Origin of the sequence: Phenylobacterium sp. (assembly GCF_030646615.1) — a bacterium.
Classification (GTDB): Bacteria; Pseudomonadota; Alphaproteobacteria; order Caulobacterales; family Caulobacteraceae; genus Phenylobacterium.
The window spans coordinates 87,769-108,104 of record NZ_JAUSLG010000014.1; the positions used below are offsets into that span (position 1 = coordinate 87,769).

19 protein-coding genes are annotated in these 20,336 nt (G+C 68.3%); 9 read left to right on the top strand and 10 right to left on the bottom strand.

Annotated features, from left to right (window positions below):
- From Q7S93_RS02525 to infA, 6 genes are all read right to left on the bottom strand, one after another.
- Positions 1-270: a K+/H+ antiporter subunit F gene (locus Q7S93_RS02525; protein ID WP_304712002.1), complete on the bottom strand. Its 270-nt coding sequence runs from the start codon at positions 268-270 to the stop codon at positions 1-3.
- Positions 267-758: a Na+/H+ antiporter subunit E gene (locus Q7S93_RS02530; RefSeq protein WP_304712003.1), complete on the bottom strand. Its 492-nt coding sequence runs from the start codon at positions 756-758 to the stop codon at positions 267-269. The genes Q7S93_RS02525 and Q7S93_RS02530 overlap by 4 nt, the downstream gene beginning before the upstream one ends.
- Positions 755-2,281, bottom strand: coding sequence for a monovalent cation/H+ antiporter subunit D (locus Q7S93_RS02535; RefSeq protein WP_304712004.1), 1,527 nt, complete (start codon positions 2,279-2,281; stop codon positions 755-757). The genes Q7S93_RS02530 and Q7S93_RS02535 overlap by 4 nt, the downstream gene beginning before the upstream one ends.
- Entirely contained in the window at positions 2,278-2,688 is a 411-nt protein-coding gene (locus Q7S93_RS02540; protein WP_304712005.1) for a Na+/H+ antiporter subunit C, read from the bottom strand. Before Q7S93_RS02540 ends, Q7S93_RS02535 begins: the two co-directional genes overlap by 4 nt.
- A complete protein-coding gene (locus Q7S93_RS02545; protein ID WP_304712006.1) occupies positions 2,685-5,561 on the bottom strand; it encodes a monovalent cation/H+ antiporter subunit A in 2,877 nt (958 codons plus the stop codon). Before Q7S93_RS02545 ends, Q7S93_RS02540 begins: the two co-directional genes overlap by 4 nt.
- Before the next feature lie 119 nt (positions 5,562-5,680).
- Complete coding sequence (infA, locus tag Q7S93_RS02550; protein WP_300574777.1) at positions 5,681-5,950, bottom strand: translation initiation factor IF-1; 270 nt, start codon at positions 5,948-5,950, stop codon at positions 5,681-5,683.
- 329 nt (positions 5,951-6,279) lie between these two features.
- On the opposite strand from infA, the gene Q7S93_RS02555 reads away from it, so the two are divergent.
- Positions 6,280-7,461, top strand: coding sequence for an NAD(P)/FAD-dependent oxidoreductase (locus Q7S93_RS02555; RefSeq protein ID WP_304712007.1), 1,182 nt, complete (start codon positions 6,280-6,282; stop codon positions 7,459-7,461).
- 130 nt (positions 7,462-7,591) lie between these two features.
- Here the strand turns inward: Q7S93_RS02555 and Q7S93_RS02560 are convergent, their stop codons facing one another.
- On the bottom strand, positions 7,592-8,221 hold the full coding sequence (locus Q7S93_RS02560; protein WP_304712008.1) for a TetR/AcrR family transcriptional regulator: 630 nt from the start codon (positions 8,219-8,221) through the stop codon (positions 7,592-7,594).
- 70 nt (positions 8,222-8,291) lie between these two features.
- Here Q7S93_RS02560 and Q7S93_RS02565 point away from each other — a divergent pair, with 70 nt between their 5' ends.
- Positions 8,292-9,047: an SDR family oxidoreductase gene (locus tag Q7S93_RS02565; protein ID WP_304712009.1), complete on the top strand. Its 756-nt coding sequence runs from the start codon at positions 8,292-8,294 to the stop codon at positions 9,045-9,047.
- 159 nt (positions 9,048-9,206) lie between these two features.
- On the opposite strand, the gene Q7S93_RS02570 is transcribed toward Q7S93_RS02565, so the two are convergent.
- Positions 9,207-9,719: a 2'-5' RNA ligase family protein gene (locus tag Q7S93_RS02570; protein ID WP_304712010.1), complete on the bottom strand. Its 513-nt coding sequence runs from the start codon at positions 9,717-9,719 to the stop codon at positions 9,207-9,209.
- A 154-nt stretch (positions 9,720-9,873) separates the two neighbouring features.
- Here Q7S93_RS02570 and Q7S93_RS02575 point away from each other — a divergent pair, with 154 nt between their 5' ends.
- Complete coding sequence (locus tag Q7S93_RS02575; RefSeq protein ID WP_304712011.1) at positions 9,874-11,403, top strand: MFS transporter; 1,530 nt, start codon at positions 9,874-9,876, stop codon at positions 11,401-11,403.
- Between the two features lie 72 nt (positions 11,404-11,475).
- Here the strand turns inward: Q7S93_RS02575 and Q7S93_RS02580 are convergent, their stop codons facing one another.
- On the bottom strand, positions 11,476-12,063 hold the full coding sequence (locus Q7S93_RS02580; RefSeq protein ID WP_304712012.1) for a fasciclin domain-containing protein: 588 nt from the start codon (positions 12,061-12,063) through the stop codon (positions 11,476-11,478).
- A 193-nt stretch (positions 12,064-12,256) separates the two neighbouring features.
- Between Q7S93_RS02580 and Q7S93_RS02585 the strand changes: the two genes are divergently transcribed.
- From Q7S93_RS02585 to Q7S93_RS02600, 4 genes are all read left to right on the top strand, one after another.
- A complete protein-coding gene (locus Q7S93_RS02585) occupies positions 12,257-13,249 on the top strand; it encodes an ABC transporter ATP-binding protein (RefSeq protein ID WP_304712013.1) in 993 nt (330 codons plus the stop codon).
- 8 nt (positions 13,250-13,257) lie between these two features.
- Positions 13,258-14,091 carry an ABC transporter permease gene (locus Q7S93_RS02590; protein WP_304712014.1) on the top strand — a complete coding sequence of 278 codons (834 nt, stop codon included), beginning with the start codon at positions 13,258-13,260 and terminating at the stop codon, positions 14,089-14,091.
- Between the two features lie 4 nt (positions 14,092-14,095).
- Entirely contained in the window at positions 14,096-14,899 is an 804-nt protein-coding gene (locus tag Q7S93_RS02595) for an ABC transporter permease (protein WP_304712015.1), read from the top strand.
- A 155-nt stretch (positions 14,900-15,054) separates the two neighbouring features.
- Positions 15,055-15,324, top strand: coding sequence for a type II toxin-antitoxin system Phd/YefM family antitoxin (locus tag Q7S93_RS02600; RefSeq protein WP_304712016.1), 270 nt, complete (start codon positions 15,055-15,057; stop codon positions 15,322-15,324).
- A gap of 226 nt (positions 15,325-15,550) precedes the next feature.
- Here the strand turns inward: Q7S93_RS02600 and Q7S93_RS02605 are convergent, their stop codons facing one another.
- Entirely contained in the window at positions 15,551-16,555 is a 1,005-nt protein-coding gene (locus Q7S93_RS02605; protein WP_304712017.1) for an NAD(P)H-dependent flavin oxidoreductase, read from the bottom strand.
- A 176-nt stretch (positions 16,556-16,731) separates the two neighbouring features.
- On the opposite strand from Q7S93_RS02605, the gene Q7S93_RS02610 reads away from it, so the two are divergent.
- Both Q7S93_RS02610 and scpA read left to right on the top strand, forming a co-directional pair.
- Positions 16,732-18,177, top strand: a complete 1,446-nt coding sequence (locus Q7S93_RS02610) for a methylmalonyl-CoA mutase family protein (RefSeq protein ID WP_304712018.1) — start codon at positions 16,732-16,734, stop codon at positions 18,175-18,177.
- Positions 18,174-20,336 carry a methylmalonyl-CoA mutase gene (gene scpA, locus Q7S93_RS02615; RefSeq protein WP_304712019.1) on the top strand — a complete coding sequence of 721 codons (2,163 nt, stop codon included), beginning with the start codon at positions 18,174-18,176 and terminating at the stop codon, positions 20,334-20,336. Before Q7S93_RS02610 ends, scpA begins: the two co-directional genes overlap by 4 nt.

The window sequence follows — 20,336 nt, forward strand, 5'->3', positions numbered from 1 at the left end:
TCACTCCACGATATCGCCGCGCAGCAGGAACTTGCAGTAGGCCACCGTGCCGACGAAGCCGACCATGGCCAACAGCAGGGCGGCCTCGAAATAGACCGCCGAGCCCTGCTGAATCTGCATCAGCACGATCAGGGCGATGGCGTTGATGGTCAGGGTGTCCAGCGCCAGGATGCGGTCGGCCGTAGTCGGGCCGCGCGCCAGCCGCCAGAGGTTCATGGTCATGGCCAGCCCCACGCAGGAGATGGCGAACAGTACGGCGATCCCGATCATGCGAAGATCCTTTTCAGCCGGGCCTCATAGCGGCGCTTGATCCGGGCGACCTCGGCCCCAGGATCAGGGGTGTCCAGGGCGTGGACCAGCAGGGCGCGCCCGCAGGACGAGACGTCACAGGACACGGTCCCCGGCGTCATGCTGATCGTGCCGGCCAGCATGGTGATGGCCTCCGGCGAGCGCAGGTCCAGCGGCACCACGAGCCAGGCCGAGCGCAGATCCTCGGATTTCTTGAACAGCACGATCATGGCGATCTGGAAGCTGGCCGTGACGATGTCCCACAGCACCAGGCCCAGATAGCCCCAGGTCGCCGGGCCAAAGCGCACCTTTGGCCGATCGGGCCAGAAGGGGCTGGTCAGGATCGGCACGACCACGCCGATCACGACGCCGAGCACCAGCCCTCCGACCGTCAGGCGGTTGGCCAGCAGCATCCAGACGAGGATCAGGGTGACGGTGAGCGCCGGGTGCGGCAGCAGCTTCTTGATCATCGCGCGGCCCTCGACTCGTCCAGGACGGCGTCCGGATAGGCCTGCACATCATAGATCTGCGCCGCGGTGGCGTTGAGATAGCCCGTCACCGGCCCACCGGCGATGGTCAGGGCCGCCAGGGCCGCTAGCAGCGCCGCGACGATCGCCGCCGAGGCCTGCGGCGCCACCGGCGCGCTGGCCTTCACCTCGCCCTCGGTGACCACGCTCTTCCAGAAGATGGCGCTGCCCGCCCGGGCGAAGGCCAGCAGGCTGATCACCGTGGTCCCCAGGATGAAGCCCCAGACCCACCAGCCTCCGGTCGTTCCCCGCACGGCGTCGAGGATGAGCAGCTTGCCGGGAAAGCCCGACAGCGGCGGCAGGCCGACCACGGCGATGGCGGTCAGGAAGAACAGGCCCGACAGCACCCCGGCCTGCGCAAAGGGCGGGCTCGGCGCCAGCGTGTCCCCATAGTCCCCCCGTCGCGCGGCGATCATGTCCGCCAGCAGGAACAGGGCCGCAGCCGACAGGGTCGAGTGCGGCAGGTAGTAGAGCGCCGCGGCCGTGGATTCCGGCGTGAACATGGCCAGGGCGCAGAGCAGCGTGCCCATGGAGCCGACCACCGCATAGGCGGCCATCTTGCGCAGGCGCCGCGCGCCCAGGACCCCGATGAAGCCCAGCAGCAGCGTGGCCAGCGCCGCCGGCAGCAGCCAGGGGCCCGGCGCCCAGGCGAGCTCCCCCGCACCCTCCCCGAAGACCGTCGTCGTAAAGCGCAGGATGCAGTAGGCGCCGACCTTGGTCATAATCGCAAACAGCGCCGCCGTCGGGGCCGAGGTCGAGGCATAGGTGCGCGGCAGCCAGAAGTGCAGCGGCACAAGCGCGGCCTTCAGGCCGAACACCGCCACCATCAACAGGCCGCCGGCCAGGATCAGGGCATGGTCGCCCGCCGGCGCCTGCGCCACCCGCTCGCCCATATGGGCCATGTTGAGGGTGCCCGTGGCGCCGTACAGCAGGCCAACGGCCACCAGGAACAGGGTCGACCCGACCAGGTTCACCACGACGTATTGGACGCCCGCCTTCAGCCGCGCCGCCCCGCCCCCGTGCAGCATCAGGCCGTAGGAGGCGATCAGCAGGACCTCGAAGAAGACGAACAGGTTGAACAGGTCGCCGGTCAGGAACGCCCCGTTCAGCCCCAGCAGCTGAAACTGGAACAGGGGATGGAAGTGCCAGCCCTTGCGGTCCAGGCCGCTGGCGATCGCATAGGCCATCACGGGCAAGGCCAGCACCGCCGTGGTCACCAGCATGAGGGCCGAGAGCCGGTCCAGCACCAGGACGATGCCAAACGGCGCCATCCAGTCGCCCATGGCGTAGACATCGATCTGACCGCTGGCGGCCTGGGCCATCAGGCCGCAGCCGACCGCCAGCATGGCCAGGCATGCGCCCACCGACAGGGTTCGCGAAATCACGAGCCGGTGCCGCAGGAACAGCAGCATCAGCGGCGCCAGCAGCGCCGGGATCAGGATTGGGGCGACCAGCCAGGGGTTCATGGCCGGGCCTCCACGTCGCTGCGCACCTGCGCCTCGGAGGCGGACGTCTCGGCCAGGGTCTCCAGCTCGGCCGGCGTCTCGCCCAGTCCGTCCACCTGATCGGTGCCGGCTTCGAGGAAGGTGCGCAGGGCCAGGACCACCACCAGGGCGGTCATGCCAAAGGCGATGACGATGGCCGTCAGCACCAGGGCCTGGGGCAGAGGGTCGCTATAGGCCGCGACGTCCTGGCCGTAGATCGGCGGTTCATTGACCACCAGCCGGCCCGACGAGAACAGGAAGACATTGATGGCGTAGGACATGAAGGCCAGCCCCAGCACCACGGGGAAGGTCCTGGCCCTCAGCACCAGATAGATGCCGGCGGCCGAAAGCACGCCCACCGCCGAGGCCACAAGGAATTCAATGCTCATGCCCCTGCGCCTCCCGCAGGCGGGGTCGGGCCGACAGCCGGGGCCCGGCTGGGATCGACATCCATAGGCAGGTCGCTGGGCGGCAGCTTCTCGGCGCGCCCGGCCACCCCCGACAGGTGGTGCAGGGCCAGCATCACCGCGCCGACCACCGTAAAGGCCACGCCGATGTCGAAGGCCAGCGCGCTGGACAGGCCCACATCGCCGATCAGCGGGATGGAGACATACTCATAGGCGCTCTTCAGGAACGGCGCCCCCAGCATCATGGCCACCACCCCGGTCAGGGCCGCCACCGTCACGCCAAAGCCGATCAGGGCGTGGTGATCGGTGGGCAGCCGGCGGTTCGACCAGGCATAGCCCGAGGCCATGTACTGCATGAGCAGGGCGATGGAGACCACTAGGCCGGCGATGAAGCCGCCGCCAGGTTCGTTGTGGCCGCGCAGGAAGATGTACAACCCCACCACCGAGGCGAGCGGCAGCAACAGGCGCGTGGCCACCACCAGCATCATCGGGTGGCGCTCGGGGCTGCGACGCTGATCTGGCATCCAGTTGGCCAGCCGCTGGCCCGAGGCCCCGCGGTCGGCGGTCTCCAGCAGGGCGAAGATGGTCAGGGCGGCAATGCCCAGCACGATGATCTCGCCGAAGGTGTCGAAGCCCCGGAAGTCCACCAGGATCACATTGACCACATTGGTGCCGCCGCCGCCGGAATAGGAATTGGCCCAGTGGAACTCCGAGATCGAAGGCGGCCCGTCCCGGCGCAGCAGCGCCCAGGTGGCGCCGGCCATACCCAGGCCGCCGAGACTCGCCAGCACCCCGTCGCGGGTCCGCCGGGCGCGACTGCTCTCCACCGGGCTGGTCTTCGGCATCAGATTGAGCGCCAGCAGCAGCAGCAGGATGGTGACCACCTCCACCGAGATCTGGGTCAGGGCGAGGTCTGGCGCCGACAGATAGACAAAGCCCAGCGAGACGACGAGGCCGATGACGCTGATGAAGATCAGCGCCAGGTAACGCTGCCGATGGCCCAGCACCACCGCAGCGGTCCCGCCCATCAGCAACAGCCAGGCCACGATCGCCGCCCCGGGCGCGGCCAGCGTCGGGCGCAGGCCCTCCACATGCGGCGCGCTCAGGAAGCCGCCCGCCGCCGCCAGGATGGCCGCGCCCAGGATCATGGCCAGGTAGCGCTGCAGCGAGCCGTTATGCACCAGCTCGGTGGTCTTGCGCGCGGCGCCGGCGCCGGCGGCCACGGTCCTGTCGAACAGGGTCTTGGCGTCGGGCAGGCCAAGGGCGGTCCAGATCCGCGCCGCCGGACGATGCAGCGACAACAGGATGGCGCCGCCGATCACGGCGCCCAGGCTCATGGCCAGGGGCAGGTTGAAGCCGTGCCAGAGCGCCAGGTGCTTTTCCCCGGCCGCCCCGCCCGTCACCGCCGCCGCCACGGCGTTGACCAGCGGCCCGGCCACCAGGGCCGGCGCCAGGCCAATGGCCACCGCCAGGATCACGAGCAGGGCCGAGGGCGCCCACATGCCGAACGGCGCGTCATGGGGCTTGGAGGGATAACTCTCGCGCTTGGGCCCGAAATAGACGCCAACCACATAGCGGAAGGCGTAGGCCGCCGAGAACAGGATGCCGACCATCACCATCACGGGGATCAGCCACGGCAGGCCGAAGGCCGAGGCCTGCACCGCCTCCTCCAGCATCATCTCCTTGGAGATGAAGCCGTTCAGCGGCGGAATCCCCGCCATGGCCGCCCCGGCCAGCACCGCCAGCGTCGCGGCGATGGGCATCAGCGTATAGAGGCCGCCCAGCTTGCGCAGGTCCCGGGTGCCGGCCTCGTGGTCGACAATGCCGGCGTTCATGAACAGGGCGGCCTTGAAGGTCGCGTGGTTGATGATGTGGAAGACGCCCGCCACCGCCGCAGCCGGCGTGCCGAGCCCGAACAGGAAAGTCAGCATGCCCAGATGGCTGATGGTCGAATAGGCCAGCAGCCCCTTCAGGTCGTCCTTGAACAGGGCGACCACGGCGGCGAACACCATTGTGAACAGGCCGACCCCGCCCACCAGATAGAACCAGGCCTCGGTCCCCGACAGGGCCGGCCACAGGCGGGCCAGCAGAAAGACCCCGGCCTTCACCATGGTCGCCGAATGCAGATAGGCGCTGACCGGGGTCGGCGCGGCCATGGCGTGAGGCAGCCAGAAGTGGAACGGGAACTGGGCCGACTTGGTGAAGCAGCCGCCGAGGATCAGCAGCAGGGCCGGCAGGTACAGGGGCGAGGCCTGGATCGCCTCCCCGCTCTGCAGGATGACGCTCAGATCATAGGAGCCGGCGATCTGGCCCAGGATCAGCAGCCCGCCGATCAGCGACAGCCCGCCCATGCCGGTGATGGTCAGGGCCATCCGCGCGCCCTGCCGCCCCTCGGGCAGGTGGCGCCAATAGCCGATCAGCAGGAAGGACGAGAGGCTGGTCAGCTCCCAGAAGATCAGCAAAAGCAGGATGTTGTCCGACAGGACGATGCCGACCATCGCCCCCTGGAACAGCAGCAAGAAGGCGAAGAAGCGGCCCATCGGGTCGGTCTTGTTCAGATAGAACCGGGCGTAGATGATCACCAGCAGGCCGATGCCCAGGATCATCCCGGCGAACATCAGGCCGAGCGCGTCGAGGAAGAAGTTGAGGTTCAGGCCGAGCGTCGGGAACCAGGCGATCCTGGTGGTCACCACCTCCCCGGCCATGACCTGCGGGGCGAGGCTCAGCAGTAGGACCAGGGCGGTCGCGGTCACGAGCCCCGTGGCCAGCGCGCAGGCATTGCGGCCCAGGCGGATGGTCAGCGCCGGCGCTAACGCGCCGAGAAACGGCAGTAAGGCGATCCACGCCAGGGTCAAAATGGCCCTCGAGCTGAAGTCGTCGATAGGGGAAGGCGCCCATCAATAGCGGCGCCGCGCCGCAGCCCCAATGAATTTCGCGTTATTGCGGAGCTATCGGCTCCGCCTCGCGCCCCGCCTTAGCGGCGACGGAACTGCGGACGCTGGCCGCCGCCCATGCGCGGGCCTTCGGTCTTGTGGCGATAGGTGATGCGACCCTTTTCCAGGTCATAGGGCGTCATCTCCACCGTGACCCGGTCGCCGACCAGCGAGCGGATGCGGTTCCGCTTCATGCGGCCGGCGGTATAGGCGAGAATGGTGTGTTCATTGTCCAGCTGCACCCGGAACCGGCCCTCGGGCAGCAGTTCGGTGATCACGCCTTCGAACTCGATGAACTCTTCTTTGGACATACGTATCGTCTCCTGCTGGCCGCCGACGCCCGGCGTGTTGGCCCACAGGCCGCGCCCCAACCTGCAGAAGGGGCTGATTTAGGTCTGCGCCCCAAAAAGCGGCGCCGTGCGGTCCAGACGCGCCAACGGCCCCGCTCTGCCCCGGCGAACCGATGCATCTGAGGGGCGCTTGTGAGGCGAGCTTTGATCGAACCGCGCAGATGAAAGACCTAGGTCGAGCGTCGCGCGACGAAATGTCGAGACTTGATAGGTAGGCTTACAGGGCCCAAATGTCCAGCCAGCACCGCTCCCCCGCCCCCTGCCCGCGATTCTCCGGTAGAGAGGCGCCCATGGAACCCAACTACGATGTGGTGGTGGCCGGCGCCGGCGCGGCTGGCATGATGTGCGCCGCCCAGGCCGGCCAGCGCGGCCGCAGGGTGCTGATCCTCGACCACGCCAAAGCGCCCGGCGAGAAGATCCGTATCTCCGGCGGCGGCCGCTGCAACTTCACCAACATCAACACCACGCCCAACAACTTCCTGTCGGAAAACCCGCGCTTCTGCATCTCCGCCCTGCGCCGCTATCGGCCCAAGGACTTCATCGCGCTGGTGGACCGCTATGGAATCGCCCATCACGAAAAGACCCTGGGCCAGCTCTTCTGCGACGGTTCGGCCCGGCAGATCATCGACATGCTGCTGGCCGAAATGGCCAAGGGCGGGGTCGAGCTTCGCCTGCAGACCACGATCGACTCTATCGCCCGCACCGAATCCGGCTTCGCCCTGTCCATCGGCGGCCAGGCGGTCACCTGCCAGAGCCTGGTCATCGCCACCGGCGGCAAGTCGATCCCGAAGATGGGGGCCACCGGCTTCGGCTACGACGTCGCCCGGCGGTTTGGCCTGCGGGTCACCGAGACGCGACCAGCCCTCGTCCCCCTGACCTTCGACGTCTCCCTGCTGGAGCGCACCGCGCCCCTGGCCGGGGTGGCCGTGGAGGCGACCGTGGCGGCCGGCAAGACCCGGTTCAATGAGGCCCTGCTCTTCACCCACCGGGGCCTGAGCGGCCCGGCCATCCTCCAGGCCTCATCCTACTGGCGCGAGGGCCAGGAGATCGCGGTCGACCTGGCGCCGGGCCAGGATGTCTACGCCCACCTCCGCGCCGCCCGCACCAGCCGCGCCAAGGCCGCGCCGGCCACCATCCTGGCCGAAATCCTGCCCAAGCGTCTGGCCCAGTTCCTCACCGACACCCACGCGCCCAAGGGCAATATGGCCGACCAGTCCGACAAGGTCCTGCGCCCCCTGGCCGAGGCGGTGAACGCCTGGCGGGTCAAGCCCGTCGGCTCCGAGGGCTACCGCACCGCCGAGGTCACCCTGGGCGGCGTCGACACCGCCGAGCTCGAATCGCGCACCCTGGCCGCCAAGCAGGTCCCCGGCCTCTACTTCATCGGCGAAGTGGTCGACGTCACCGGCTGGCTGGGCGGCTACAACTTCCAATGGGCCTGGGCCTCAGGCTGGAGCGCCGGGCAGTCGGTTTAGGGGGCGGCCTCATGGCTATATGAGTGGCTGCTGATCAAGCTGGATCAGCAAGGTCGGGTTTCGGCCTACAGGGTCGCGTCGGACTAAAGTCCGTCTTCCACCCTCTCGGCGGTTCAAGGCAGCTTGGACGCTAGATGCGGGCTGCGACGAGATAGGCGTGGCAAGCCCGCGGAAGCTCAATACGCAACCGCTCCAGATTGCCATCGGATGGATCCGCCTCCATCACCATCCGCACCGATCCACCCAGCAAGGCGGCCAGCATGAAGGCCACTGACGCCCGATCGGCAAATCGGGCGTCGGGCGCATTGGCCAGCAATGCGTCGAACAGCTCCGTCATCACTGTTGCCGCCCGCCCCATCGCGGCCGAAAGATCGAACTCGGAGGCGATCCCGTAGATCGCCCTCGACGACACAATGTCGGCCGTCTTGGCGTCGAGCCAAGCTGCCGCCAGCCCCTCCGCGAGGGTCTTGAGGTCCTCCCCCATCAGGCGGTCGGAGGCGGCGCACATCGCTTCTTCGATCAGAAGCAGTTGCTTCTCCACGATCCCGAACAGCAGGGCCTGCTTGTGCGGGTAGTACTGATACATCGTGCCAACCGAAACGCCCGCCCGCTCGGCGACGCGCGTTGTTGTGAGACGCCCCACACCTTCGACCAGCAAAACCTGAATGGTCGCCTGCCGGATCGCTTCGATCGTGGCGGCGGAGCGGGCCTGTTGCGGCGTTTTGCGGGGCTGCAGCAGCGTTGGATTAGGCCGGTTCAAATGCGAATTCCGAAACTGAATGATACTTCATATTTTGAAACCTCACGTCGTCCCCCGCAAGGAGTTTCCCATGCAAACCGTGCTCATCACCGGCTGTTCGACCGGCTTCGGCCGCGAGACCGCGCTAGAGTTTCTCGACAAGGGCTGGAACGTCGTCGCCACCATGCGCGACCCGTCCGCCAGCACCCTGCCCGCCGCTGGGCGTCTACGGGTGCTCCCTCTGGACGTCACCGATCCTGACAGCATCGCTGCGGCGGTCGCCGCTGCAGGTCCCGTCGACGTTCTTGTCAACAACGCCGGCATCGGCTGGCTGAACGCCATCGAAGGCACGCCGATGGAGACGGCACGGCGCATCTTCGACGCCAATCTGTTCGGGGCCGTCGCGATGATGCAGGCGGTGCTGCCGGATATGCGCGAACGGCGAACCGGCGCCATCGTCAACGTCGGGTCCAGCTCGACCTACAAGCCTCTGCCCTTGCTGTCGGTCTATCGCGCCAGCAAGGCCGCCCTGAACGCCCTGACCGAATCCGCCGATCTCGAGTTGGCCAGGTTCGGCATCCGCGCCCGTGTCGTCCTGCCGGGCAGGGCGCCCTCGACGGCATTCGGCGACAGCGCTCGAAGCCAGGTCATGGGTAGCGGCGGCTTCCCCGAGCCCTACGCCGATTTCGCGCATGAGGTTATGACCACCATGATGGCCGCCGACGACGAACCGCTAACAACGGCCCGCGATGTCGCCGAGGCGATCTATCGCGCCGCCACGGACCCCGACTGCCCGATGATGCTTCCGGCCGGGCCGGACGCCATTGCTTGGGCCACTGAGAAGTAGCCGGTCGCACCACAGCCCGCGGCGAGGGATCTGGCGGCGTCGGTCGAATGATGGACCAGGGGCGAAGAAGACGTCTGTCGGGCTGACGATCCGACGCCGGCCAAGGTGCGCGGCGACGCCTTATCCAGTCACGCGCCAAGACCGGTCCCGTCGGCTGGCTCACGCCACAAACCCCACCTTCGCCACCGCCGCCCACGGCCCGCCGAGATAGCGCCAGACCAGCAGCCCCTCGGCCGTGATGTCGAACGGTTCGAACTCCAGCTGCAGCCGCTCGCACAGCGCCCTCGCCTCGGCCGGCTCGGCCTTGTTCTGGATGGTGATGTGCGGGCGGAAGGGGGCGCGGTCCTGGGACGTCAGCCAGGGCGCGAAGGCCTGCGCCAGTTCGGCGCGAAGGGCCTCCAGTTCGGCAGAAGCGATGCGATAGGCCACCCCGCGGCCGATGAACCAGGGACCGCGCACCGCCAGGGTCATGGGCGCGCGGCGCGCACACGCCGCCCTCAGCGTCTCGGCGATAAAGGGCTCCTGGTCGCCCGGCAGGGCGTGGAACAGGGTCAGGTGGGCGGGGACCACGTTGCGCGCCTTCGGGAAGTGCGTCCGGCGCAGGTCATCGAACCAGTCGAAGGCGCCCTCGTCCAAGGCGGCCGTGAGGATCAGGGGCCGACTCGCGCTCATATCGATTCAACCCATTCCAAGCCCCATCCCCTCTTCTCTTGTCTAGCTTCCGGTATGCTGGTCACCCAGTTGACGTGCGGGGCAAGCTCGGGCTTGTTCTGCCGACAGAGATGCGCCGATCCATTTTAAGAGCGTGCTCGGGGAGGATTTGAAAGTGGCCCAGAATTCATCGGGCGTCAGCGAGCGGCTGCCGTTCAAGACCAAACTGGCCTTCGGGGTCGGCAGCGGCGCGGAGTCCATCGCGCTGTTCTCCGTCGGCTCCTACGCCATGCTCTATTACAATCAGGTCCTGGGCCTGGAGGCCCACCTGGCGGGCCTGGCCATCTCGGCCAGCCTGTTCCTGGACGGGATTTCCGATCCCCTGGTGGGCTCGCTGTCGGACCGCACCAAGTCGCGCTGGGGCCGGCGCCACATCTACATGTTCTTCGCCCCCATCCCCATCGTCCTGTCCCTGTGGGCGGTGTTCAATCCGCCGGACGGCCTGGGGACCTGGGCGCTGTTCTCCTGGTTCGCCGTGACCGTGGTCATGCTGCGCCAGTCGATGACCTTTTATCACACGCCCCACCTGGCCTTGGGCAGCGAGCTCAGTCGCGACTACACCGAACGCTCCAAGGTGATGTCCTATAACAGCTTCTTCACCTGGGCAGGCGCAGCGGCCACCACCTGGATCGCGCTCTCCTACTTCTTCCAGGCGACGCCGGAATACCCCCGCGGCCTGCTCAACCCTGAGCCCTACGGCCCCTTCTCCTTCATCATGGGCGGCATCGCCCTCGCCCTGCTGGCGGCCTCGGCCTGGTTCACCCGCGACCGCATCCCCTACCTGCCCAAGCCGCCGGAGAACCTGCCGAAATACAGCCCCTTCGAGTTCTTCAAGGACATCAGCAAGGCGTTCAACAACGTCAACTATATCTGGCTGCTGGTGGCCTACTTCTTCCTCAGCATGATGATCGGCCTGCGCGGCGGCCTGCACCTCTATACGAACACCTACTATTGGGGCCTGGGGTCGGAGCAGATCCGCTTCTTCGTCATCGGCTCATTCGCCGGCTACCTCTCGGCCTTTCTGTTCGCCGCCATGCTGCACGGGCGGTTCGACAAGAAGGCGACCATCATCGTCTCGGCCATCGTCTACGCTCTCGCCCCCTCGATCCCGATCCTGATGGGCTTTGCTGGGGCGCTGACCCAGGACACGCCCAACCTGCTGGCCATCCTCATCGCGTTCTCGGTGCTCAGCTATGGGGCCGCCAGCGTGCTGTCGATCAGCATCATGTCGGCCCTGGCCGACATCGCCGACGAGAATGAGCTGAAGTTCGGCCTGCGACAGGAGGGCGTGCTCTATTCCACCCGCGCCCTGTTCGCCAAGGTCGACCAGGCGATCGGCGCGGCCTTGGCGGGCTTCGTCCTGACCCTGATCTCCTTCCCGGTCCGGGCCCAGGTCGGGGAGGTGCCGGCCCAGGTGATCTGGAACCTGGCCCTGTGGGACGGCGTCCTGGCCGGCGTCCCCGGCTTCATCGCCGTCTTCTTCTACGCCCGCTACAAGATCACGAGGGCGTCCTACGAAGAGACCAAGGCCGCCCTCGCGGCGCGCCGGGCCGAAACCCTCGCGCCCCAGGCCGTTGCGGCCTCCGCGGCGATCGACGTGCCCGAACCTCTGATCCCCCCCGTCGCCCCCCGGCCGGCGGAATAGTCCAGACATAGAAAAGGCCCCTGCCTCACGGCGGGGGCCTTCTCCAGGCGGGTCGAAAGCTAGGCTAAGGGCCTATTCGGCCGGCATCAGGACGGTGTCGACCACGTGGATCACGCCGTTGGACTGGTCGAGGTCGGTCGCCGTCACCATGGCTGTGCCACCGCGGGCGTCGGTCAGCTGGACGGCGCCATTGACCACCGTGGCGGTCAGATTGTCGCCCTCGACCGTGGTCAGGGTGGCCGTGCCGCCGCCAGCTTCGATGGCGGCCATCAGGTCAGCCGCTTTCATTTCGCCAGCCACCACATGATAGGTCAGGACCGAGGTCAGCATGTCCTTGGAGTCGGGCTGCATCAGCGTGTCCACCGTGCCGGCCGGCAGCTTTTCAAAGGCGGCGTTGGTCGGCGCGAAGACGGTGAACGGACCCGGACCCGACAGGGTCTCCACCAGGCCGGCGGTCTGGATGGCGGTCACCAGGGTGGTGTGGTCGGGCGAGGCCTGGGCGCCGGCGACAATATTGGTCTCCATGGCGGCAGGTTCGGCGGTGGCCATCGGCGCGGCGTCCGGCGCGGCGGGCTCTTCCGGCTGCGAGCAGGCGGCCAGGGTGAAGGCCATGGCGATGGCGGAGGCGCCGGCGAGAATGCGGATTTTCGGGTCGATCATAGCTAGTCCCTCGTAGTCAGGCGCGGCCGCGATCGGCGCGACGGCTAAGGTGAATACGCGCCGGACCCCTTCACGGATGCGTCATCGCCACTTTCTTTTCGCGTTTGCCGTGTAGGCAAGCTCCGCCATTGCCACAGCGTGCAGCGCCTTCTAGGGTCCCAGCCCTTCTCATTTTCATCACGGGCGTCCGCCCATGCCACAGATCCTCGTCGAGGACCTGGCCAAGACCTATCGCGTCGCCGAGCGCGATCCCGGCCTGCTGGGCGCGGTCAAGGGTCTGGTCCATCGCCGCCACCGCACGGTCCAGGCCCTGCGGGACGTCTCCTTTTCCCTGGAGGCGGGCGAACTGCTGGGCTTCATCGGTCCCAATGGGGCCGGCAAGTCCACCACCATCAAGATCCTGTCGGGCATTCTGAAGCCGGATGCCGGGACGGTGCTGGTGAACGGCCGCGTCCCCTTCACCGACCGCATCGCCCATGTGTCGAAGATCGGCGTGGTGTTCGGCCAGCGCACCCAGCTCTGGTGGGACCTGCCGGTATCCGAAGGCTTCGACCTGCTGGCCGACATCTATCGCGTCGAGCCGGCCCGCTATCGCGCCAACCGCGATGAGTTGGTCGCCCTGTTGCGGCTGGAGCGGGTGCTGGACCAGCCGGTGCGCCAGCTGTCGCTGGGCCAGCGGATGCGCGCCGAGATCGCCGCGGCCCTGTTGCACGAGCCTGACATCCTGTTCCTGGACGAGCCGACCATCGGCCTGGACGCCCCGTCCAAGCTCGCCGTCCGTGAGGTGGTCCGTCGCCTGAACCGCGAGCGCGGCGTCACCGTCCTGCTCACCACCCACGACATGCACGACATCGAGGCCCTGGCCCAGCGGGTCATCGTCATCGGCCACGGCCAGGTGCTGGCCGACAGCCCCTTCGAGACGTTGCGCGCCAACGTCCTGGCCGAGCGGCGGCTGGTGGTCGACTTCGCCCATGAGGCGCCAGAGATCGTCATGGCCGGCGTCGAGGTGCGCCGCCGCCAGGGCCAGACCCTGGAGCTCGCCTTCGATCCGGCCCGGACGCCGACGCCCAACCTCATCGCCGCCCTCGCCGCAGCCCACGAGGTGGTCGATATCCATGTGGGCGAGCCGGCCATCGAAGAGGTCATCGCCCGCTTCTACGACCTGCATGGCGCGGGCGAGGCCTGAGTCCTCCCATGGACGCCGCCCGCCCCTATCTGGCCGCCTTTTCCAGCCGCTTCCTGCTGATGCTGCAGTATCGCGCCGCGGCCATCGCGGGCTTCGCCACCCAATGCTGGTGGGGCGGCATCAAGGTGATGATCTACGCCGCCTTCTTCGCCGCGGCGCCGGCCGCCGCAGCGGCCTCCCCCATGACGCTCGCCCAGGTCATCACCTACACCTGGCTCGCCCAGGCCCTGCTGGCGCTCACGCCATGGAGCGCCGATCCCGAGGTGGCCCTGTCGGTGCGCACGGGCTCTGTCGCCTTTGACCGCCTGCGGCCGGTGGACACCTACAGCCTCTGGTATGTGCGGGGCGCCGCCTGGATGGCTTCGCGGGCGCTCCCTCGGGCGGCCCTGATGCTGGTGGGAGCAGGCCTGGTCCTGCCTCTGGTCGGCCTGTCTGACTGGGCCTGGAAGCCGCCGCCGACCCTGGCCGCGGCCGCCGCCTTCGCTATCTCCCTGCCCCTGGCCCTGGCCCTGTCCTCGGCCTTCCTGATGATCGTCAACATCATCGTCGCCGCCACCCTCACCGACCGCGGCGTCAATGTGCTGTTCAACAGCCTGATCATCGTCTTCTCCGGCAACCTCCTGCCGCTCGCCCTCTATCCGGACTGGGCGCGCACGGCCCTACTGGTCCAGCCCTTCGCCGGCATGATGGACATTCCCCTGCGCCTCTATGTGGGCCAGCTGAGCGGAACCGGCGCCCTGCTCGGCCTGGGACTGCAGGCCTTTTGGACCGTGACGCTGATCCTCCTCGGCCGCTGGGCCATGGCCCGCGTCATGCGCCGCCTGGAAGTCCAGGGGGGCTGATGCGATGAACAGCTTCCACCTGATCCTCCGCTACTTCAGCGCCTCCCTGCGCAGCCAGCTGCAATATCCCGGCTCGGCCATCATGCTCGGGATCGGCGCCTTCCTGACCACCATCATCGACATGCTGGCCGCCTGGGCGCTGTTCGATCGTTTCGGCCAGGTCCAGGGTTGGAGCCTGGGGCACATCGCCGTCTTCTACGGCGTGGTCTCCACCAGCTTCGCCCTGACCGACTTCTTCACCCGCGGCTTCGACGTCTTCGGCGGCGAATGCGTCAAGACCGGCGCCTTCGACCGCATCCTGCTGCGGCCACGCTCGCCGGCCCTGCAACTGGTTGGCTACGAGTTTCGCCTCAGCCGCTTTGGCCGTCTGGCCCAGGCCCTGCTGGTGCTCTTCGTGGGCGCCGCCGTCGTCGGGGTGGCCTGGTCTCCGGACAAGGCTCTACTGCTCGTCTGGACTATCGCCGGCGGCGTCGCCCTGTTCACCGGCCTCCTGGTCCTGCAGGCCAGCTTCGCCTTCTGGACCACCGAGAGCCTGGAGGTGTTCAACGTCCTGACCTATGGCGGCATCCAGGCCGCCCAGTTTCCCCTGAGCCTCTACGCCGCCTGGTTCCGCAACTTCCTGATCTTCGTCGTGCCGCTGGGCTGCGTGGCCTACTATCCGGTCCTGGCCATCCTCGAGCAGCCCGACCCCCTGGGCGCCCCGGACTGGTGGCTGCCCACGGCGCCGGCCATGGGCTTCCTTTTCCTGGCCGCCTCCTTCCTCGCCTGGCGCGCCGGCATCGCCCGCTACACCTCGACGGGGAGCTGAACCGCCGCCAAGCGTAAAGAAGGCCACCACAAAGCCCACGAAGAGCACAGAGGCGTTCGAGTCCTTCGTGGTTCGAGCTTCTGTACGGGCCCGCGAGTTGGCTAAACTAATCTTCGCCCGCTACATGATGACCATTCACTGGTCTGGAGTGACCCATGAGCGCCGTGGACCTCGCTGAAGCGAAGGCTAGGCTGAGCGAGCTCATCGACCGAGCGGAAACCGGCGAGGCCATCGAGATCACCCGCGGCGGAAAGCGCGTCGCATGGCTCACCACGGATGACCGCCCCCGCAGGCCTGTCCGCCTGGCCGATCTGCAGGCGCTAACGCGCTCGCTGCCGCCCTCCACCGAAACCGCGGCCGACCTCGTGCGCGCCATGCGCGACAGCAATTGCGCCCTCGGCTTCTCGACGCAGCTTCCAGCCTGAGCCCCCTCCTCCGTCATTCTCGGCCTTGTGCCGAGAATCCCTCTCGAAGCTCGCACCGGCCGCGAACAGGGATGCTCGCCACAAGGGCGAGCATGACGAAGAGGTCTATAAGCCCGCGCCGTCTGACGCCGCGGGATTTCACCAAAAAGCACACGAAGAACGCCAAGGCGCCGCAGCCCCCACAGCCTCTTCGTGGCCTTCGTGCGCTTCGTGGTTGAACCTATCCCTACTCGGCCGCCATCAGCACGCGGCCGGCGGTGAACGAGGTCTTCTCCGCCAGCGACGCCTTGGCCGCCTCGTATTCCGCGGCCAGGCGGGCCACCAGGTCGCCGGCGCCGAGGATTTCCTCCACCGCGCCGATGCCCTGGCCGCAGCCCCAGATGTCCTTCCAGGCCTTGGCCTTGGTGTTGCCGCCCGAACCGAAGTTCATCTTCGACGGGTCGGCCTCCGGCAGATTGTCGGGGTCCAGGCCCGCCGCCAGGATCGAGGGCCGCAGATAGTTGCCGTGCACCCCGGTGAAGAGGTTCGAATAGACGATGTCCTCGCCCGAGCTCTCGACGATCATGTCCTTGTAGCCCTGGGCCGCATTGGCCTCCTTGGTCGCGATGAAGGCCGAGCCGATATAGGCCAGGTCCGCCCCCATGGCCTGGGCGCCCAGGATGGCCGCGCCGTTGGCGATGGCGCCCGAGAGCGCGATGGGCCCGTCGAACCAAGTCCGCAGCTCCTGGATCAGCGCAAACGGCGACAGCGCCCCGGCATGGCCGCCGGCCCCGGCCGCCACCGGGATCAGGCCGTCAGCGCCCTTCTCCACCGCCTTGCGGGCGAAGCGGTCATTGATGATGTCGTGCAGGACGATGCCGCCATAGGCGTGCACCGACTGGTTCACATCCTCCCGCGCGCCGAGCGAGGTGATGATGATCGGGACCTTGTACTTGGCCGCCATCTCCACATCGTGCTCCAGCCGGTCATTGGTCCTGTGCACGATCTGGTTCACGGCAAAGGGGGCCGAGGGCAGGTCCGGATTCTTGGCGTCCCAGGCGGCCAGCTCCTCGGTGATCTGGGCCAGCCACTCGTCCAGCTGGCTCGCCGGCCGGGCGTTCAGCGCCGGGAAGGAGCCGACGATGCCGGCCTTGCACTGGGCGATCACCAGCTCCGGGTTCGAGATGATGAACAGGGGCGAGGCGATGACCGGCAGGCGCAGGCGGTCACGGAGGATGGGCGGCAGGGCCATGGGAGTCGTTTCCTTCATCATCGAGCGTTCTGATTTACGATGTAAGCGAAAACCAGCGTCCAGCGCAAGAAGCCTCACACGCGCCGGAGGCGCGGCCGCTCGGACCCAAAATCCGCAGGCAGGCGCCGTGGCGGCGCCCTTGACGCTCCCCGCGCCTGCGGCTCATCACAGGGGTGATGGTCCAGATCGCTTCCCCCGCCGTGGAATTTCCGCCGGCCAGCGCCGAAGACTGGCGCGCCCTCGTCCTCAAGACCCTGGGCGACAAGCCCCCGGAGGGTCTGACCACCACCACGGCTGGAGGCCTGACCATCGCCCCGCTCTATGGGCCGATGGACGCACAGCCGGTCCCCACCCGGCCCTTCGACCCCGAGCGCGCCTGGGACCTGCGCGGCGTCACCCGCCATCCGGACCCGGCCCGGGCCAATGCCGACCTCCTGGCCGACCTGGAGGGCGGCGCGGCCTCGGTGCTGGTGGCCCTCGATCCTCAAGGCCAGGCCGGCTGCGCCGTCGGATCGGCCGACGACCTCGCCCGGGTCCTCAATGGTGTCATCCTCGAGCTGGCGCCGGTCGCCCTGGACGCGGGCTTCCAGGGGACCATCGCCTCGGACTGGCTGAGCGCCGTCGCCAAGACCGCCCCGGCCGCCCAGCTCCTGTTCCACCTCGATCCGCTCAGCGCCTTCGCCGCCACGGGCCAGAGCCCCGGCCCCATCGAGGCGCACCTCTTCGCCGCCGCCGGCGCGGCCGCCCGCCACGCTCAGACCTATCCCCAGGCCCAGCTGTTTCTCGCCTCCGGCGCCGTGGTTCACGAGGCTGGCGGCGGCGAGGCCTGCGAGATCGCCTTCGCCGCCGCCAGCGCGCTCGCCTACGCCAAGGCCATGGTCCGCGCCGGCATGGGCATGGACCAGGCGTTTTCCCGCATCACCCTGGGCCTCACCGCCGAGGCCGACTACTTCCTGACCATCGCCAAGCTGCGCGCCGCCCGGCTGGTCTGGGCGAGGCTCGTCGGCGCCTGCGGCCTGGACGTTCCGGCCCGCATCGAGGCCCGCTCCTCCCGGCGCATGCTCACCCGCCGCGATCCCTGGACCAATATGCTGCGCCTGACCTCTGCCGGCTTCGGGGCCGCGGTCGGCGGGGCCGACGCCGTCGTCCTGGGCGCCTTCACCGACGCGCTCGGCCTGCCCTCAGCCCTGGCCCGTCGCCAGAGCCGCAACACCCAGCTGGTCCTGATGGAGGAGGCCCATATCGGCCGCGTCGCCGATCCGGCCCCGGGCTCGGGCTATGTGGAGGCTCTCACCGACCAGATCGCCCGGGCCGCCTGGTCGGCCTTCCAGGTCACCGAAGGCCTGGGCGGCGTGGTCTCGGCCCTGACCGCTGGCCATATCGCCGCCGAGGTGGAGACCACCTGCGCGGCCCGCGCCGATCTCGGCCAGCCGGCCATCGTCGGCGTCACCGCCTTCCCGCCTTCAAAGGACGAGCCCGTGGAGATCGACACCCCGGCGCCCCGCAGCGTCCAGGCGCCCTCGCCCCGCCTGCCAGGTCCCGATGGCCGCTGTCCGCCGCTCGCCCCCGTTCGCCTCGCCCAGCCCTTCGAGACCCCCAGTGTCGCGGAGGCCGCCCGATGAGCGCTTTTCCCGACTATACCGAAGTCCCCTTCGACGCCGAGCGGCCCACCCCGGCCGCCCCCAAGGCCGAGCCCTGGGCCACGCCGGAGGGGATCGCCGTGGCGGCCTCTTACGGCCCGGCCGATATCGAAGGCCTGAGCGGCCTGGACGGCTATCCCGGCCTCGCGCCCTTCCTGCGCGGCCCCTATCCGACCATGTACGCCACCAATCCGTGGACCATCCGCCAGTATGCGGGCTTCTCCACGGCCGAGGATTCCAACGCCTTCTATCGCCGCAACCTGGCGGCCGGTCAGAAGGGCCTCTCGGTGGCCTTCGACCTCGCCACCCACCGGGGCTATGATTCCGACCATCCGCGGGTGGCCGGCGATGTGGGCATGGCCGGCGTGGCCATCGATTCCATCCTCGACATGCGCACCCTGTTCGACGGCATCCCCCTCGACCAGATGAGCGTGTCCATGACCATGAACGGCGCCGTGCTGCCGATCCTGGCGCTGTACATCGTGGCCGCCGAGGAACAGGGCGTGCCGCCGGCCAAGCTGTCGGGCACCATCCAGAACGACATCCTCAAGGAGTTCCTGGTCCGGAACACCTACATCTATCCGCCTGCGCCTTCGATGCGGATAATTTCCGACATCTTTTCATACACTTCGACGGAGATGCCGAGGTTCAACTCGATCTCGATTTCCGGCTATCACATCCAGGAGGCGGGCGCGACGCTGGACCTGGAGCTGGCCTACACCCTGGCCGATGGGATCGAATATGTCCGCGCCGGCGTGGCCGCCGGCATGAGCGTCGACAAGTTCGCCCCACGCCTGTCCTTCTTCTGGAATGCGGGCATGAACGCCTTCATGGAGATCGCCAAGCAGCGGGCCGGCCGCCTGCTGTGGGCCGAACTCATGCAGGCTGAGTTCGCGCCCAAGGACCCCCGCTCGCTCTCCCTGCGGGCCCACACCCAGACCAGCGGCTGGAGCCTGGCGGCCCAGGACGTCTACAACAATGTCGCCCGCACCTGCGTCGAGGCCATGGCGGCCACTGGCGGCCAGACCCAGAGCCTGCACACCAACTCGCTCGACGAAGCCCTTGCCCTGCCGACGGATTTCTCCGCCCGCATCGCGCGCAACACCCAGCTCTTCCTGCAGCTGGAAAGCGGCCAGACCCGGGTCATCGACCCCTGGGGCGGCTCCTATTATGTCGAGCGCCTGACCGCCGACCTCGCCGCCCGCGCCCGCACCCACATCGCCGAGGTCGAGGCCCTGGGCGGCATGGCCAAGGCCATCGAGGACGGCCTGCCCAAGCGCCGCATCGAGGAGGCCAGCGCCCGGACCCAGGCGCGCATCGACTCCGGCCGCCAGAGCGTGGTCGGCGTCAACCGCTACCGCTCGGCTGACCTCGACGAGATCCCGGTGCTCAAGGTGGACAACTCCGCCGTCCGCCAGCGGCAGCTGGAAAAGCTCGCTCGCCTGAAGGCTGACCGTGATCCCGCCGCGGTGGAAAGGGCCCTCGACGCCCTCACCGCCGGCGCGGCGGGGACCGGCAACCTGCTGGCCCTGTCGGTGGAGGCCGCCCGCGCCAAGGCCACGGTGGGCGAGATCAGCTACGCCCTGGAAAAGGTGTTCGACCGCCACAAGGCCAAGGCCGATGCGGTCAAGGGGGTCTATCTGCGCGAGGCCGGCGAGACCCCTGCGGCCCTGAAAGCCAAGGCCATGGTCGGCGCGTTTGCCTCCGCCGACGGCCGCAAGCCCAGGGTCTTGATCGCCAAGATGGGCCAGGATGGCCATGACCGCGGCCAGAAGGTGATCGCGTCTGGCTTTGCCGACCTCGGCTTCGAGGTGGAGATCGGCGACCTCTTCCAGACCCCCGCCGAGGCCGCCGCCCTGGCGGTCGAGCGCCAGGTCCATGTGGTGGGGGCAAGCTCCCTGGCGGCCGGCCACCTGACCCTGGTGCCCGAGCTGAAGGCCGAACTCGCCCGCCTGGGCCGCCCCGACATCCTGGTGGTGGTCGGCGGCGTCATCCCGCCGGAGGACTTCGCCGCCCTGACCGACATGGGGGTGGCCGCCATCTTCCCCCCCGGCACGGTGGTGCCCGAATGCGCCATCGAGGTTCTCGACCGGCTGAATGAGGAACTCGGCTACGCCCAGCTCGATCCGGCCAGGGCCTGA

Coding starts and splice junctions, on each gene's coding strand:
- Q7S93_RS02590 (WP_304712014.1), top strand. CDS start 13,258: ATGGACGCCGCCCGCCCCTATCTGGCCGCCTTTTCCAGCCGCTTCCTG.
- Q7S93_RS02570 (WP_304712010.1), bottom strand. CDS start 9,719: ATGAGCGCGAGTCGGCCCCTGATCCTCACGGCCGCCTTGGACGAGGGC.
- Q7S93_RS02565 (WP_304712009.1), top strand. CDS start 8,292: ATGCAAACCGTGCTCATCACCGGCTGTTCGACCGGCTTCGGCCGCGAG.
- Q7S93_RS02580 (WP_304712012.1), bottom strand. CDS start 12,063: ATGATCGACCCGAAAATCCGCATTCTCGCCGGCGCCTCCGCCATCGCC.
- Q7S93_RS02555 (WP_304712007.1), top strand. CDS start 6,280: ATGGAACCCAACTACGATGTGGTGGTGGCCGGCGCCGGCGCGGCTGGC.
- Q7S93_RS02535 (WP_304712004.1), bottom strand. CDS start 2,281: ATGAACCCCTGGCTGGTCGCCCCAATCCTGATCCCGGCGCTGCTGGCG.
- Q7S93_RS02540 (WP_304712005.1), bottom strand. CDS start 2,688: ATGAGCATTGAATTCCTTGTGGCCTCGGCGGTGGGCGTGCTTTCGGCC.
- scpA (WP_304712019.1), top strand. CDS start 18,174: ATGAGCGCTTTTCCCGACTATACCGAAGTCCCCTTCGACGCCGAGCGG.
- Q7S93_RS02585 (WP_304712013.1), top strand. CDS start 12,257: ATGCCACAGATCCTCGTCGAGGACCTGGCCAAGACCTATCGCGTCGCC.
- Q7S93_RS02600 (WP_304712016.1), top strand. CDS start 15,055: ATGAGCGCCGTGGACCTCGCTGAAGCGAAGGCTAGGCTGAGCGAGCTC.
- Q7S93_RS02530 (WP_304712003.1), bottom strand. CDS start 758: ATGATCAAGAAGCTGCTGCCGCACCCGGCGCTCACCGTCACCCTGATC.
- Q7S93_RS02610 (WP_304712018.1), top strand. CDS start 16,732: ATGGTCCAGATCGCTTCCCCCGCCGTGGAATTTCCGCCGGCCAGCGCC.
- Q7S93_RS02605 (WP_304712017.1), bottom strand. CDS start 16,555: ATGGCCCTGCCGCCCATCCTCCGTGACCGCCTGCGCCTGCCGGTCATC.
- Q7S93_RS02595 (WP_304712015.1), top strand. CDS start 14,096: ATGAACAGCTTCCACCTGATCCTCCGCTACTTCAGCGCCTCCCTGCGC.
- Q7S93_RS02525 (WP_304712002.1), bottom strand. CDS start 270: ATGATCGGGATCGCCGTACTGTTCGCCATCTCCTGCGTGGGGCTGGCC.
- infA (WP_300574777.1), bottom strand. CDS start 5,950: ATGTCCAAAGAAGAGTTCATCGAGTTCGAAGGCGTGATCACCGAACTG.